The sequence below is a fragment of the Mesorhizobium sp. WSM4813 genome, assembly GCF_055811555.1.
On sequence record NZ_JBVVQU010000007.1, the window covers coordinates 27,962 to 41,774 of the forward strand.

General features: G+C 63.3%; 14 protein-coding genes. 10 read left to right on the top strand and 4 right to left on the bottom strand.

Annotation, left to right across the window (positions count from 1 at the left end; translation table 11 throughout):
• Nucleotides 1–5: 5 nt before the first annotated feature.
• Complete coding sequence (locus AC0L25_RS05580; protein ID WP_473594570.1) at nt 6–1,154, bottom strand: Gfo/Idh/MocA family protein; 1,149 nt, start codon at nt 1,152–1,154, stop codon at nt 6–8.
• Between the two features lie 312 nt (nt 1,155–1,466).
• Here AC0L25_RS05580 and AC0L25_RS05585 point away from each other — a divergent pair, with 312 nt between their 5' ends.
• From AC0L25_RS05585 to AC0L25_RS05610, 6 genes are read left to right on the top strand one after another with little or no spacing between them, the layout of a single operon-like run.
• Nucleotides 1,467–2,240, top strand: coding sequence for a sugar phosphate isomerase/epimerase family protein (locus tag AC0L25_RS05585; RefSeq protein WP_473594674.1), 774 nt, complete (start codon nt 1,467–1,469; stop codon nt 2,238–2,240).
• Nucleotides 2,241–2,250: 10 nt separating this feature from the next.
• On the top strand, nt 2,251–3,327 hold the full coding sequence (locus tag AC0L25_RS05590) for a Gfo/Idh/MocA family protein (protein WP_473594571.1): 1,077 nt from the start codon (nt 2,251–2,253) through the stop codon (nt 3,325–3,327).
• Nucleotides 3,327–4,145 carry a sugar phosphate isomerase/epimerase family protein gene (locus AC0L25_RS05595; protein WP_473594572.1) on the top strand — a complete coding sequence of 273 codons (819 nt, stop codon included), beginning with the start codon at nt 3,327–3,329 and terminating at the stop codon, nt 4,143–4,145. Before AC0L25_RS05590 ends, AC0L25_RS05595 begins: the two co-directional genes overlap by 1 nt.
• On the top strand, nt 4,145–4,978 hold the full coding sequence (locus AC0L25_RS05600) for an alpha/beta fold hydrolase (protein WP_473594573.1): 834 nt from the start codon (nt 4,145–4,147) through the stop codon (nt 4,976–4,978). The genes AC0L25_RS05595 and AC0L25_RS05600 overlap by 1 nt, the downstream gene beginning before the upstream one ends.
• Nucleotides 4,975–5,697, top strand: coding sequence for a ribulose-phosphate 3-epimerase (locus AC0L25_RS05605; RefSeq protein WP_473594574.1), 723 nt, complete (start codon nt 4,975–4,977; stop codon nt 5,695–5,697). Before AC0L25_RS05600 ends, AC0L25_RS05605 begins: the two co-directional genes overlap by 4 nt.
• The gene (locus AC0L25_RS05610) at nt 5,697–6,662 is read left to right on the top strand and encodes an ROK family protein (RefSeq protein ID WP_473594675.1); all 966 of its coding nucleotides are present in this window, start codon (nt 5,697–5,699) and stop codon (nt 6,660–6,662) included. Before AC0L25_RS05605 ends, AC0L25_RS05610 begins: the two co-directional genes overlap by 1 nt.
• Before the next feature lie 132 nt (nt 6,663–6,794).
• On the opposite strand, the gene AC0L25_RS05615 is transcribed toward AC0L25_RS05610, so the two are convergent.
• Together AC0L25_RS05615 and AC0L25_RS05620 are read right to left on the bottom strand one after the other, a co-directional pair.
• Nucleotides 6,795–7,064 carry a hypothetical protein gene (locus tag AC0L25_RS05615; protein ID WP_473594575.1) on the bottom strand — a complete coding sequence of 90 codons (270 nt, stop codon included), beginning with the start codon at nt 7,062–7,064 and terminating at the stop codon, nt 6,795–6,797.
• Nucleotides 7,065–7,270: 206 nt separating this feature from the next.
• Nucleotides 7,271–7,807, bottom strand: a complete 537-nt coding sequence (locus AC0L25_RS05620) for a TetR/AcrR family transcriptional regulator (RefSeq protein WP_473594576.1) — start codon at nt 7,805–7,807, stop codon at nt 7,271–7,273.
• Between the two features lie 150 nt (nt 7,808–7,957).
• On the opposite strand from AC0L25_RS05620, the gene AC0L25_RS05625 reads away from it, so the two are divergent.
• Both AC0L25_RS05625 and AC0L25_RS05630 read left to right on the top strand, forming a co-directional pair.
• Nucleotides 7,958–9,223 carry an efflux RND transporter periplasmic adaptor subunit gene (locus AC0L25_RS05625; protein WP_473594577.1) on the top strand — a complete coding sequence of 422 codons (1,266 nt, stop codon included), beginning with the start codon at nt 7,958–7,960 and terminating at the stop codon, nt 9,221–9,223.
• Complete coding sequence (locus AC0L25_RS05630) at nt 9,220–12,303, top strand: efflux RND transporter permease subunit (RefSeq protein ID WP_473594578.1); 3,084 nt, start codon at nt 9,220–9,222, stop codon at nt 12,301–12,303. The genes AC0L25_RS05625 and AC0L25_RS05630 overlap by 4 nt, the downstream gene beginning before the upstream one ends.
• Before the next feature lie 99 nt (nt 12,304–12,402).
• Here AC0L25_RS05630 and AC0L25_RS05635 read toward each other — a convergent pair whose 3' ends face one another.
• Nucleotides 12,403–12,876: a L,D-transpeptidase gene (locus AC0L25_RS05635; RefSeq protein WP_473594579.1), complete on the bottom strand. Its 474-nt coding sequence runs from the start codon at nt 12,874–12,876 to the stop codon at nt 12,403–12,405.
• Between the two features lie 377 nt (nt 12,877–13,253).
• Here AC0L25_RS05635 and AC0L25_RS05640 point away from each other — a divergent pair, with 377 nt between their 5' ends.
• On the top strand, nt 13,254–13,598 hold the full coding sequence (locus tag AC0L25_RS05640; protein WP_473594676.1) for a hypothetical protein: 345 nt from the start codon (nt 13,254–13,256) through the stop codon (nt 13,596–13,598).
• Between the two features lie 24 nt (nt 13,599–13,622).
• Entirely contained in the window at nt 13,623–13,790 is a 168-nt protein-coding gene (locus AC0L25_RS05645; protein WP_473594580.1) for a hypothetical protein, read from the top strand.
• Nucleotides 13,791–13,813: the final 23 nt, after the last annotated feature.

Consider the following 13,813-nt stretch of genomic DNA (forward strand, 5'->3'; position numbering starts at 1 on the left):
CGATATCAGGCAAGCAGGCTGGCCGCTTCGTCTTCCCCAAGAAGCGGCGGCTGATCAACCTTTGTGTTGACGGCGACGGACTCACGGCTCTCTCCCGAAGCGAGGATCGCCTCCATGATTTCCAGCACATGCAGCGCCAGGTCGCCGGACGCCCGCGGCCTTCTGCCGGTTGTCAGAGCGTGCGAAAGATCGGCGACGCCGAGCATGCGATAATTGGCGCGGTCGGGCGCGGCGAAGGGCCAATTGCGCGCGCCATAGAGTTCGCTCTCGCTGGGAAAGTCGGCCCAGTCGGCCCCACGTTCCGACAGCGAGACGGTGCCGCCGAACGTGTCCGGATCGGGCAACCTGAGCGAGCCTTCGGTCCCATGCAGCTCGATCGGATGGTTAGAGTGCCTGAAGACATCCCAGGAGGCACCGAAGGTGACAGTGGCACCGGAATGGAACTCCAGCAGCGACAGGATGTTGGTCGGTGTGCCGACCGTGAAGCTGGTGTTCCGATAGGGGCCTTCGGCAGTAATCAGCCGCTCATCCTGGCCTCGCGTCGCCATCGCCATCACGCGGGCCACCGGCCCGATCAAATTAACAAGCATCGTCAGGTAATAGGGCCCCATGTCGAAGACCGGTCCGCCGCCCGGCTGATAGTAGAATTGCGGATTGGGATGCCAGTGCTCCATGCCGCGCCCCATCATGAAGGCGGTGCCGGTCACCGCGCGGCCGATTGCGCCCTCATCCATGAGGCGGCGTGCCCGCCGTCCGGCGGCGCCGAGGAAAGTATCCGGAGCCGAACCCAGCAGCAGCCCGCGCTCCGCCGCCTCGGCGACAAGGCGGCGGCCATCGCTGGCCGAGGTCGCCAGCGGCTTTTCGGTGAAGACGTGCTTGCCCGCCGAAAGCGCCGAAAACGAAATGTCGAAATGCGCCGCCGGGACGGTCAGGTTGAGGACAAGGTCGATTTCGGGATCGGCCAGGAGCGCGTCGACGCTGAGAGCCCGGATGCCGTATTCGCTGGCGCGCAGGGCCGCCATGTCAGGCGATATGTCGGCACAGGCGCGCAGTTTTACCTCACCGAACAGAGCCGCATTGCGCAAATAGCTCATCGAGATGTTGCCACACCCGACAACGCCGATGCCGAGCTTAGCGGCTGATCTTTCCAGCATTTTCTATTCCACCTCCCGACGTCGCAACGCTCTGGTTGACCCATTGCACTAGCAACGGATCACATTCGAAAGCAGGCTTACAGCATTTTGAATGTTGACGCGCGTAAAATTTTTATGGAACATGCGGAAATGCTGGCTGGGAGGCTGCCAGGAGGAGAAAATGACTGACATCAAGAAGGAGCCGGTCTCCTTGATCGTGGCTGGTGCTGTTCTTCCGCGGCACATCATCGAAGGCTGACGCAGGCGGCATCAAGGAATGAAAGGACGATCGTGAAAGACCTGAAAGTCGGCTGCCAGACCTTTACCTGGGAAATGCTCGGAGACCGTTTTGCCGGCGGTCCGGACGACCTGCTCAAGGCGATCGCCGATGGCGGCTATGCCGGCATCGAGATCACCGACACGATGATCGGCCACTATGCCGACAGGCCGGCGGAATTCGCGACGGCATTGAAGTCGGCCGGACTGACTCTCGTCTCTTTCGCATTCGGCTCGAAGAGCGGCTTCACCCTGCAAGACGAGATCGGCACCGACCTGGAGACCGCACGGCGCTGGATCGATTTCGCCGCCGCATTTCCCGGCGCGCTGGTCTCCATGGGCTCGGCCACCGTCGTCTCCGACGGCCCGCGCGACGACAAATTTGCCATCGCTGCGGAGTTCTACAACAAGGCCGGCGAATTCGGGCGCAAGGCTGGCGTCGAAATCGCCGTCCATCCCAGTTCCCACCACAACACCTTGCTGTTCGACCGTTCCGACTACGACCGGATTTTCGCGCTGATCGATCCGTCGCTCATCGGCTGGGTGCCCGACACCGGTCACATATTGCGCGGCCATCAAGATATGATCGATACGCTCACCGCCTACCGCGATCGCATCCGCTACGTACATTTGAAAGACGTCGACGCCAGCGGCATCTGGGCTATGCTCGGCAAGGGCGTCTGCGACACCCAAGCCGTGATCGATATCGCCAGCGCCGCACCTCGTTTCAACGGCTGGCTGGTGCTGGAAGAGGAATCCGAGACCGCCGCCGCCGATCCGGCCGCCGCGGTCAAGACCAACCGCCAGACCATGCGCGGCTACGGCGTGTGAGGAAGAGACCATGATCCGGAAGCAAGACCGTCGCCTTCGTGTCGGCGTGCTCGGCTGCGGGCCGATCGCCCAATTCGCCCATCTCGAATCCTGCGTAAAGGCTAGGAATGCTGATCTCTATGCGATCTGCGATGCCGCCCCCGACCTTCTGGCGCGCATGGGCGCGACCTATGAACCTGAGAAGATGTATGCCGACTACGATGAGATGCTGGCCGACCCGCAACTGGAGGCAGTAATCGTCGCCACTTCGGACGCCTACCACGTTCCGATGTCGGTCAAGGCGCTTCAAGCCGGCAAGCATGTGCTGTGCGAAAAGCCGATCGGCGTCTCGGTCGAGGAAGGCGAAAAGCTTGCGGAAGCAGTCAGGCGCTCCGGCAAGGTGCTGCAGGTTGGCCACATGAAGCGCTTCGACCCGGCGCTGGAAGCGGCGCGCGATTTCATCCGCGACGAGATCGGCGAGATCCTGGCGCTAAAAGCCTGGTACTGCGATTCCACTCACCGCTACACCAACACCGACGCGGTCCAGCCGCTGCCCGTCACCAGCAAGCTGGCGCGCAAGCCGGGCGGCAATCCGAAGGCCGATCTCAGGCAGTATTTCATGCTGGCGCACGGCTCGCACCTCGTCGACACTGCGCGCTTCCTGTGCGGCGAGATCGTCGCCGTACGCGCCCGCCTCAACGAACGTTTCGGCGCCTATTGCTGGTTCGTCGAAACCGAATTCGCCAACGGCGCGCTTGGCCATCTCGACCTCACCGTGGCTGTCCGCATGGACTGGCACGAAGGCTTCCAGCTCTATGGCGAAAACGGCTCGGTGATCGCGAAGACCTTCAACCCCTGGTATTTCCGGGCGAGCGAGGTCGACATTTTTCACGAGAAGGATGCGACGTCGCGAAAGCCGCTCGGCGCCGACGGGCATTTCTTCAGGCGCCAGCTCGAAGGTCTCGCTGAGACGGTGCTTGACGGCAAACCGATGCGCGGCGCCAACGTAGAGGACGGCCTTGCCTCGATCCGCGCCATGGTGGCGATCGCCCGCTCGGTCGAAAGGGATGAGCGCGTCGAGATCGCTTCCGTCGCGGGAGCGGTCTGATGCAGATCGGGGTGTTCGCCAAGACTTTCCCGGGGAGCGAGCCGGCCGGCGTGCTGGCGGCGGTCCGCGACGCGGGATTTGCCGTCACCCAGTTCAACCTAACCTGCGCCGGCCTGCCGTCGATGCCGGATGCGGTCCCTGACGACGCCATCAACGCTATCGCTGCGGCGTCGAATGCTTGCGGTGTCGTTCTGGCGGCGCTCTCCGGCACCTACAACATGGCCCATCCGGACAGGACTGTGCGCGACGACGGCCTGCGCCGGCTTGACGTAGTCATCAAGGCCGCGGCAGACCTTTCCGTTCCGCTGGTCACCCTGTGCACGGGAACGCGCAACCCGGACGACCAGTGGGCGTATCATCCCGACAATACCGACCCCTCGGCATGGGACGACATGGCGAGCGAGATGGAAAAGGCGCTGCAACTCGCGGCGCGTCACGGCGTCGATCTCGGCATCGAGCCCGAACAGGCCAACATCGTCACCTCGGCGTCGGACGCGATGCGCCTCATCGCCGAGATGGGCTCGAGACGGTTGCGTATCGTGCTCGATCCGGCGAACCTGTTCGAGCAGGCGAGCCCTGCGGAAGCACGCGTCATCGTGGCCGCTGCGGTCAAAACCACGGCGGGCCATATCGCAATGGCCCATGCCAAGGACCGTTTCGCCGACGGCCGCTTCGCCACCGCCGGGCAAGGTGTCGTCAATTTCCCGGATTTTGTCGCCCGACTGAAGGCGTCAGGCTTTGACGGGGCGCTGGTGACGCACGGACTTTCGGCCGAAGAAGCGCCCGGGGTTGCCCGTTTCCTGACGGGGTTGGCCTGATGGCCCGCCCGACCACCTTGCTTCGCGACGACGCTGCGCTGCGGGTTTCCGACGCGGGCGACGGGTTGGCGGTCGTGTTCCAGCATGGGTTGGGTGGTAGCGAGGCGCAGGTTGCCCAGGCTTTCCCAACCGACGCCGGCATACGGCGCCTCACACTGGAATGCCGCGGGCACGGTGCCTCAGGGCTCGGCGGCCGCCGCCCGTTTTCCCTGAGCATGTTCGCCGACGATGTGCTGGCCGCCGCCGATCAGGCCGGCCTCGACCGTTTCATCGCCGGCGGCATTTCTATGGGCGCGGCGATCGCATTGCGCCTGGCCTGCCGTGATCCAGACCGCGTCGCGGGCCTGCTGCTTGTGCGGCCGGCCTGGATTTTCGACAGCGCGCCGGTGAACCTGCGGCCGATTGCCGAGGTTGCCGGCCTGATCCTCGACCCCGGCCCCGACGAGGCCAGGACGATTTTCGTGCAATCGGAAACCGCCGCGCGCCTGCAGCGTGAAGCACCCGACAACCTTGCCTCGCTGTTCGGCTATTTCGACCGGCCGGACGCCGCGCCATTCGCGCAGGTCCTCGCCGATATTGCCGCCGACGGACCGGGCGTCTCGGCGAGTGACGCCGCTGCGCTTGGCATTCCCACGCTCATCATCGGCAACGCCATGGATGCGGTGCATCCGCTCTCGGCCGCCCATACGCTCGCCGCAACCATTCCCGGCGCGACCTTTGCCGAAATCCATCCCAAGGCGCTCGATAGCGCCAGGCATTTCGCCGAGCTGCAGGCCGAGATCACGGCCTCTCTTCACGCCCACGCCAATTTCCGGAGCCTTATTCCCTCATGACGACCAAATCCCTATCCGGCCCTGCCGCGATCGCCGCCCTGCCGCGCAACCGGCTGCTCGGCGAGTTTTCCCTGTGGTCGGCGGACCTTGCTAATATGGAGCGCGACCTGAAGCGCATAGAACCTCATGTCGACCTGCACCACATCGATGTCGCGGACGCCCGCTTCACCCCCGGGTTCTTGTTCTTCCCGGATCTGGTGGCGCGGATCGCCGGGCTGACGGCGAGGCCGATCCATGTCCACCTGATGGTCGAGCCGGAGATCGTCGAGGAACAGACACGCCAGTTCATCGAGGCCGGCGCCGACCTGATCAGCGTGCACGCCGAAAACGGCGAGGCCGGGCTGCGCGCCGTGCGGCTGGCACATGCGCTCGGCGCCGAAGCCGGCGTCGTGCTCAGGCTGGAAACGCAAGTCGCGGCGGTCACCCCCTTCCTGTCGCAAGTGGCTTTCGTGACGCTGCTCGGCACCTCCATCGGCGTCAAGGGCCAGAGCCTGTCCGAACAGGCCTGCGACCGCCTGACCGAAGCGCGCGCGCTGATGAAAAAGGCAGGCCGCGAAGCCGACATTATCCTGGCTGCCGATGGCGGCATCCGCCACGACACGGTGCCGCGCCTGCGCGCCGCCGCCGCCGACACGGTGGTGCTGGGCTCACTGGCTTTCGGCGACCCCGACCTTGCGCAGCGCATGGCCTGGCTGCACGGGCTGAAGATCGCCGCGTGATGACAAAGCTCGCGCTTGCCTTCGATCTCGGCGGCACGGAGCTGCGTGGCGCGCTGGTCGAGAGTGGCGGCCGCGTTGTCGCGCAGGTTTCGGCTCCAACGATGGCGATTGCGGGATCGAATGCGGTGATCGGTCAGATCATTGCACTGGCCGGGGCTCTTCTGACACAGCGCCCACAGGCGGACGTCGTCGGCATCGGCATCGGCGCGCCGGGTCCGCTCGATCCCAAGGCCGGGATCGTGATCGCACCGCCGACGCTGGCCGGCTGGCACGATGTGCCGTTGATCGACATTCTCGGCAAGCATTTCGGCCTGCCGGTGCGGCTGGATAATGACGCCAATGCGGCCGCCCTTGGCGAATGGCGTTTCGGCGCCGGCCAGGGCACCGGATCCCTGGTGTTCGTCACCGTATCGACCGGCATCGGCGGCGGGGTCGTTGCGGACGGCCACATCTATCACGGCCGGCGCGGGCTTGCCGCCGAGATCGGCCACATGACCATCACCGGCGAGGGCGACCGCTGCTTCTGCGGCGCTGTCGGCTGTTTCGAGGCGGTCGCCTCCGGAACCGCGCTCGGGCGGCGTGCTACGGCGTTGACAGCGCCGGGCGACGGCTCCCTTCTCAGGCGCCTTTCGGCTGACGGCGACGTTTCAGCCAGGCACGTCGTCGAGGCCGCACGTGCCGGCGATATCGGCGCGCTCGAATTGATCGAGGCGGAAGCCAGGTGGCTCGGCATCGGCTTCACCAACCTGCTTCACCTCTATTCGCCGGACCTGATCGTCATGGGCGGCGGCCTCGCCAATGGCTTCGACCTGTTGGCTCCAACCATCAGGGCAACCGTCGAGCAGCGGGCGATGCCGGCCTACCGGGATGTGCCGATCGTGCCGGCGCAGCTTGGCGACCGCGCAGGACTGATCGGCGCGGCCAGCCTGATCCTGTGGGAAGGCGAACCAGGCGTATCTAACTGACCAGCGGCCGAATGCGCTTCGGTGCAAAAGCCTTGAGATGCCGGCGGGACAGAGGGGGGCGCGAAGGATCGCTACAGTTTTCATTCTGCGCCGCTGCATCGCCCGACTGAGCTGGCGATCGCCGCAGCCTGCCTACTTCCCGCAGTGGTGATCGTTGATCTTGTTCAACGCATTCGCGTCGGGTCCGACCCTGTGGTAGGAGCAGGCTCCGGCGGCAGTCGTGAACAACTGCTGGTCATAGTAGCGCGGGCCGCCGAACAGGATGTCGATGATGTCGCCTTCGGCGGGAACGTAGCGTTCAGGGTCAGCCCGTTGGTCGCGACTTCCAGCGAAGGCCGCAACGGACATGCTGCAGCCCATTGCGAAAGCGATAGCGCGGATCGCAAAGCGTTTTGTCGTCATCTGCAACACCCTTCTGCCGTTCGGGTTCCCACCATACATCCAAAATCGCCAGCCGAACAAAAGTTCCCTGACTCTGGCCAACCAGCTCAACCTGTTTCTCGACCAAGCTGGTCACCACCGGCATCGTCTACAACAGCAAGGCGCCTCTCGTGCCGGCGAGCGGGGAGGATCTCACCAAGGTGGCTTCGCCCGGCCTGCGCAGCAATCTATCCCGCGATCTCCAGCAAGGACGATACCAGCAACCGGCGTTCGTCGACCGAAAGAACATCCGAATCGAACAGGTTCATGCTGCGAAGTCCTTCGATGGCGAGGTAGCAGATCAGCAGCGCCTTCAGGTCCGGCGTCTCTCCCTTGAGCCGCTCGAAGACCTGCCGCCTGAACGATTTTATCGGTGTCAGGAAATCGGGATCCTCGGCGATCGCCGAAAATATCCAGGAAGCCGGCGGTTTCGATTCCTCGGCATGTTCGGCTGAAAGCTTGATGTAAGTCGCAAGCGGGCTTTCGCCGCTGACGCCGGCCGTGCGGGCGGACTCCAGCGCCTGCTCGAAGGCGCGCAGGTAATCCTCCACCAGCGCCTGCAGCAGTTTCGCCTTGGTCGGGAAATTGTACAGCAAGCCGCCTTTCGACACGCCGGCTCGGCTGGCGACGGCGTCCAGCGACAGGCTGCCAGGCCCTGTCTCGCGTGCCACATCGGCGGCGGCAGCGAGTATCCTGTCGCGCGAATTTGTTCTGCGGGCCTTCATCGGTCGTTCCCCATACATTAGCTTACGCAGAATTGACAAGACCGTCCAGACGGTACAGTAAGATCGCCGTCATTTGAAATCGGGACCAGTCACAGGTATGTGTTTCGGTCATCCGACTGTTATGCCGGGCCATGGCCAAGGGGACTGTTCGTGATCAAGCGTTTCATCATTGCCTTCATTCTGCTCGTGCTGGTGTGCGGCGGCATCGTCGGCTTCAACTTGTTCCGCGACAATGCAATGCAGCAATTCTTCGCCACGATGAAACCGCCGGCCGCGACCGTGTCGACGATGATCGTCAAGCCGACGGAGTGGACGCCGGGCGTCGAGGCGATCGGCACTGTCAGTGCGGTCCGCGGCGTCGACCTGACCGTCGAAACCGCCGGGATCGTCAAGGATATCCTGTTTCACGCCAATCAAAAGGTCGAAGCCAACGCGGTTCTCCTTCGGCTCGACGATGCCGCCGAGCGCGCCGATCTCGATGCGACGAAGGCGCAAGCAGCGCTCGACCAGACGGCGTTGACGCGCGCCCTTGAATTGCAGAAACGCGGTGTCGGCTCGGAATCGACGCTCGACTCGGCGCGGGCCGCTGCATCGGCTTCCACTTCGCAGGTCAACAGACTGCAGGCGGTGCTCGAACAGAAGCTGCTGACCGCGCCCTTCGGCGGCACCGTTGGTATCCCAAGGATCGATCTCGGCCAGTACCTCTCACCCGGCACTTCCGTAGCGACATTGCAGGACCTGGAGACCATGCGGGCCGATTTCACGGTTCCCGAACAGCAGCTTCCGCTGCTCAAGATCGGCCAGACGGTGCGGCTGGGCATTGGTGACGGCGAGTTGCCGTTCACCGGCACTATTCGCGGTATTGACCCGAAGATCGACCCGGCCAGCCGGCTGGTGACGGTCAGGGCCGAGGTCGCCAATCCCGAGGGCAAGCTGACCCCTGGCCAGTTCGTGCAGGTGCGCGTCGAATTGCCCGAGGAAAACAACGTGCTGACGGTGCCGCAGACCGCGCTGACCTCCAGCCTCTACGGCAACTTCGTCTTCGTGGTGCGTCCGGCGAAGCCTGCCGCGGCCAACGGTGCCGCCCCTCCTGCTGCGGCGAAGCCGGAAGAAAAGCCCGCCACGGATACTGCGAAGCCCGCGGCTGAAGCGCCCGCGGCAAAAACCGAGGAACAATCGGCTGCTGCGCCGGCCGAGCCGACGGCGCAAGAGCAGAAGCCGCAGCTCGTGCTTGCCCAGGTGTTCGTCAAGCCAGGCCGCCGCAATGCCGGCCTGGTTGAGATACTGGAAGGTATTGCGCCCGGCGACGAAGTCGTTACCGCCGGCCAGAACCGGCTCTCCAACGGCATGTCCGTAGCCGTCGACAACACGATCGACCCGACCAAGCCGGCGAACCAGCAGGCCGCCCAGCAATGAGTTTTTCCGATATCTTCATCCGCCGTCCGGTCCTTTCCACCGTGCTCGCCTTGATGATCCTGCTTCTGGGTTTCCAGGGCATCTTCAACCTGTCGATCCGGCAGTATCCGGAGGTTGAAGAAACGGCCATCACGATCACTACGGCCTATCCCGGCGCCAGCGCCGACCTGATCCAGGGGTTCATTTCCGCGCCGATCGCCCGTGCCGTCGCTTCGACCGAAAACATCGACTATGTCACGTCGGCGAGCCGGCCGTCCTCCAGCACCGTGACGGTGCAGATGAAACTCGGCTCCAACCCCGATGTCGCGCTGAACGAAGTCTTGTCGAAGGTACAAGGCGTGCGCGGCGACCTGCCGGACGAGTCCGAAGACCCGGTGATCGTCAAGGGCACCGGCGAGCAGTTCGCGATGATGTACATCTCGATGCAGAATCCGAACATGACGCCGGAACAGCTCACCGAGTACATCGAGCGCGTCGTGCGGCCGCGCATGTCGACGGTCGAGGGTGTCGCCGACGTGCAGATCTTCGGGGCCGCCGAATACTCGATGCGCGTCTGGATCGACCCGATCAAACTGGCAGCGCGCGGCGTGACGGCGTCGGAAGTGCTGACCGCCATCAACGCATCGAATTTCCTCTCCGCGCCCGGCAATACCGAAAACGAATACGTCGCCTCCTCGATCACCGTCCGCTCGACGCTGCAGACGCCGGAGGCTTTCGCCGCTCTTCCGCTTCGTTCGACAGACGGCAATGTGGTGAGATTGCGCGACGTGGCGCGCGTCGAGCTTGCCGCGGCGAACACCGACACCAGGGTCACTTTCAACGGCAAGCCCGGCATCTTTCTCGCCATTTTCCCGACGCCGGCCGCCAATCCACTGACGACGGCGGAGGCGATCCACAAAATCGTGCCGACAATCCAGGAGACGCTGCCGCAAGGCATGACGATCGAGATCGTCTACGATTCGACCGAGCAGATCAGCGCGTCGATCGAGGAGGTGTTCAAGACCATCGGCGAGGCGGTCGTCATCGTCATCGTCGTCATCCTGCTCTTCCTCGGCTCGTTCCGCTCGGTGCTGATGCCGATCGTGACCATTCCGCTGTCGCTGATCGGCGTCTGTTTCCTGCTGTTTTCGCTGGGCTATTCGATCAACCTTTTGTCGTTGCTGGCCATGGTGCTGGCGATCGGCCTCGTCGTTGACGATGCCATCGTGGTGGTGGAAAACATTCACCGCCATATGGAGGAAGACGGTTTGTCGCCGATGCAGGCGGCCTTCAACGGCATGCGGGAGATCTCGTCCGCTGTCGTCGCGATGACGATAACCCTAGCCGCCGTGTTCGCGCCGCTGGCCTTCACCGGCGGCCTGACCGGCGCACTGTTTCGGGAATTCGCGGTGACGCTTGCCGGCTCGGTGGTGCTTTCGGGTGTCGTTGCCCTCACCGTCACGCCGATGATGTCGGCACGCATCCTGAGGGCCGGCTCGCATAGCCGCTTCCAGCGTATTGTCGACAGCACGTTCGGGCGCGTCGAAAACATTTATGAGCGGCTGGTCAGCGGCTCGTTGAAATATCGCCCGGTGACGCTGATGATCGTCATCGCACTGGTCGCCACCACCGGCTTCATGTTTACCAAAACCGCCAGCGAACTGGCGCCGGAAGAAGACCAGGGCTTCTTGCTGTCTATAGTGAACGCGCCGCGCTACGCGACGTCGGACTACACCGAGACCTATGTGAACCAGATTCTCGGGCTGGTGAATAATATCCCCGAAACCAGGGCGCGGTTCTCCGCCGTCGCGTTCCAAGGCCCGACGAACAACGCCTTCGTCGGCTTCGCATTCAAGGACTGGGCCGACCGCACGCGCAGCTCGAAGGAACTCCAGGAAGACATCACGGGTCGCCTCAGCAAGGTTGCGGGCGTCGAAGCTTTCGTCTTCGCACCGCCGACGCTGCCCGGCTCCGGCGGCGGCCTGCCGATCACGATGGTGGTGCGCTCGACCGGCGAGGCCTCCCAGGTTTATGAGGCGGCCGAGGACATCAAGAACAAGGCGCAGGCCTCCGGTCGCTTCCTCGCCGTGCAGAATTCGATGTCCTTCGACGCGCCGCAAGTGACGGTGACGATCGACCGCGACCGCGCCGCGGCGCTCAACCTGCCGATCGCCGACATCGGCCGGACGCTGACCCTCCTGGTCGGTGGCGCCGAAGTGGCGCAATTCGACCGCGAATCCAACAGCTACGACATCATCCCGCAGGTGCCGCAGAACTTCCGCGACAACCCTGAAAAGCTGGCCGAGTATTTCGTGCGCAGCGCCTCGGGCGAGATGGTGCCGCTCTCGGCGGTGGTGAAGATCTCGACCAATGCCTCGCCGGCCGTGATCGAGCAGTTCAACCAATTGAACTCCGCCACGATTTCCGCTCTGCCACTGCCCACTGTCACCACCGGCGACGGGCTGAAGACCATTGAGGATATCGCCAGGGAAAGCCTGCCCGATACGTTCTTCATCGACTATACCGGCCAGTCGCGGCAGGAGAAGGAACAGGGCTACACGATCATCATCGCCTTCGCGGCAGCCGTTCTGGTCATCTATCTGGTGCTGGCGGCGCAGTTCGAAAGCTTCCGCGATCCGTTGATCATCATGATGTCGGTGCCGCTGTCGATCTTCGGCGCAATCGTGCCGCTCAATCTGGGGCTGGGAACGCTCAACATTTACACCCAGGTCGGGCTGATCACGCTGATCGGCCTGATCACCAAGCACGGCATTCTTCTGGTCGAATTCGCCAACCAGCAGCGCGAGCTGCACGGGATGCGGCGGCGCGATGCGATCGTCGCCTCGGCCAGGGTGCGGCTAAGGCCGATCCTGATGACGACGGCTGCAATGGCGCTCGGCGTGGTGCCGCTGATCATCTCCAGCGGCGCGGGTGCGGCGGCGCGCTATTCGATGGGCCTGGTGATCTTTACCGGCATCCTGGTGGGGACCATGTTCACCCTGTTCGTGGTGCCGATGTTCTACACCTTCATAGCCAGCAAGGACCTGCCGCATCACGCCGAGAAGCCAGACCCGAAGCTGATGCCGGTGCCGGTTGATTGATTGACAAAAAAAGGGCCGGAAATTTCCGGCTTTTTTCTTGGGCAGTGATATCCGACCCGGAATGTATTTATACCCGGCAGGCGGATCATCTTTGGTTATCTATTTGACGATGACGATCCGGGTGTTAGCCGGACCGAAAATCTCGACAAGCTGGTAAAAATCGGCGGCGTTGTCCGGATGCAGCCGCACGCAGCCATGCGAGGCCGGCTGGCCGAGGCGCTTGACGAAATTGGTCGCATGCACAGCGTAACCACCCTTGAAGAAGACCGAATGCGGCATCGGCGCGTTGTCATATTTCCTGGAATACCACATTTGATGCATGCGGGTCGGCTTGAACGAGCCGGTCGGGGTGACATGCCCCCTGCCGCCGGTCGAGACCTTCCACGCGAAGGTCGGCCGCCCGTCGACCAGGACTTGCATCGTCTGCTGCGAAAGCGAAATCCGCGCCACGATCTGATTGGCGGCCCGATTGGCGGCATGGGCGCCGCCATTACCGGCGCCGAACAGAAGAACCGCACCCGCGAGAGCGGCGGCAGCGATGTTGATGAGCTTGGCAGAAATGGCAGTGTACATGATGTCCCCCGTCTGCCGGACATGGCCGGCTTCCAATTCGATGACCGGCTTATCGTTGGGTCACGTTTCGAATTGATTTCGCGCGACAGACGTTTCTGTTTCGAATCTGTTTCCTCTGGTTAACGGCCGGAAGTCCCCTCCGAGGGATCCCAAGGACAGACCATGGGCAGAGCCCTGGGGATAACGACCCCGGTTGCCGAACCTAGACCTGCGGAAAGGTACCGCCATCTCCAAACGAAAGTGCGATCTTGCCTGATGTGAAAGAAATTTGACTTGCCTCGAAACCGATCTGCAACAAAGCGCGGCATCTAGCGGCATGATCTGGATACAGGCCACCCGCAGAGTTGACCCAACGAAAACAGCCGGCACAAGTGAAGATGAACATGCAAACGAACGCGATGTCCTGGCTTTTCAGGATAAGCATAGCCGCAGCGATCATTGGCGGTGTCGGCACCTTCGCCGGCAACCCGATGCCAAAGCTTGCAGAGATGACTTCAGGCGAAGTTTCGACGCTGCATGCCACACTGTTTTTCGCCACTGTCTGGATTGTATCCAGCCTGCGCATTAACCGGCTCAAGGCCCTCTGGCGGGTCGGTTTTGGGCTGAAGAAGATGCGCGGCCCCTCCGGCAACTTGCAGCCGAGAGGACCGAAGGCCCGCGCCGCGACGGGGGGCTCCGCTGGCGGCGCGGGCACTTCGGGGGTTTCCCTGAAGCGAACCTAAAACCAAATTTGCGGGACGAAAACGATGAACACGAAATTTGCAGCTTCGGTGCTTTCCGCACTGCTCTACGCACAGGGCCTGCTCGGCTTTGCCGGCCTCGCCACCGTGCTCCTTAGGGATCGTGCCCATGCGAGCGAATTCGCCGCGGCCAGCGAAATGCCGTCAGGTCCGTCGCTTCTCGTGGTCCGCTGAGCGCCTGGGCCTTGGGGCAACAC

What these genes read in the sequence shown, in the direction of transcription:
- AC0L25_RS05580 (WP_473594570.1), bottom strand. Translation starts at nt 1,154, where the DNA reads ATGCTGGAAAGATCAGCCGCTAAGCTCGGCATCGGCGTTGTCGGGTGT.
- AC0L25_RS05585 (WP_473594674.1), top strand. Translation starts at nt 1,467, where the DNA reads ATGCTCGGAGACCGTTTTGCCGGCGGTCCGGACGACCTGCTCAAGGCG.
- AC0L25_RS05590 (WP_473594571.1), top strand. Translation starts at nt 2,251, where the DNA reads ATGATCCGGAAGCAAGACCGTCGCCTTCGTGTCGGCGTGCTCGGCTGC.
- AC0L25_RS05595 (WP_473594572.1), top strand. Translation starts at nt 3,327, where the DNA reads ATGCAGATCGGGGTGTTCGCCAAGACTTTCCCGGGGAGCGAGCCGGCC.
- AC0L25_RS05600 (WP_473594573.1), top strand. Translation starts at nt 4,145, where the DNA reads ATGGCCCGCCCGACCACCTTGCTTCGCGACGACGCTGCGCTGCGGGTT.
- AC0L25_RS05605 (WP_473594574.1), top strand. Translation starts at nt 4,975, where the DNA reads ATGACGACCAAATCCCTATCCGGCCCTGCCGCGATCGCCGCCCTGCCG.
- AC0L25_RS05610 (WP_473594675.1), top strand. Translation starts at nt 5,697, where the DNA reads ATGACAAAGCTCGCGCTTGCCTTCGATCTCGGCGGCACGGAGCTGCGT.
- AC0L25_RS05615 (WP_473594575.1), bottom strand. Translation starts at nt 7,064, where the DNA reads ATGACGACAAAACGCTTTGCGATCCGCGCTATCGCTTTCGCAATGGGC.
- AC0L25_RS05620 (WP_473594576.1), bottom strand. Translation starts at nt 7,807, where the DNA reads ATGAAGGCCCGCAGAACAAATTCGCGCGACAGGATACTCGCTGCCGCC.
- AC0L25_RS05630 (WP_473594578.1), top strand. Translation starts at nt 9,220, where the DNA reads ATGAGTTTTTCCGATATCTTCATCCGCCGTCCGGTCCTTTCCACCGTG.
- AC0L25_RS05635 (WP_473594579.1), bottom strand. Translation starts at nt 12,876, where the DNA reads ATGTACACTGCCATTTCTGCCAAGCTCATCAACATCGCTGCCGCCGCT.
- AC0L25_RS05640 (WP_473594676.1), top strand. Translation starts at nt 13,254, where the DNA reads ATGAACATGCAAACGAACGCGATGTCCTGGCTTTTCAGGATAAGCATA.
- AC0L25_RS05645 (WP_473594580.1), top strand. Translation starts at nt 13,623, where the DNA reads ATGAACACGAAATTTGCAGCTTCGGTGCTTTCCGCACTGCTCTACGCA.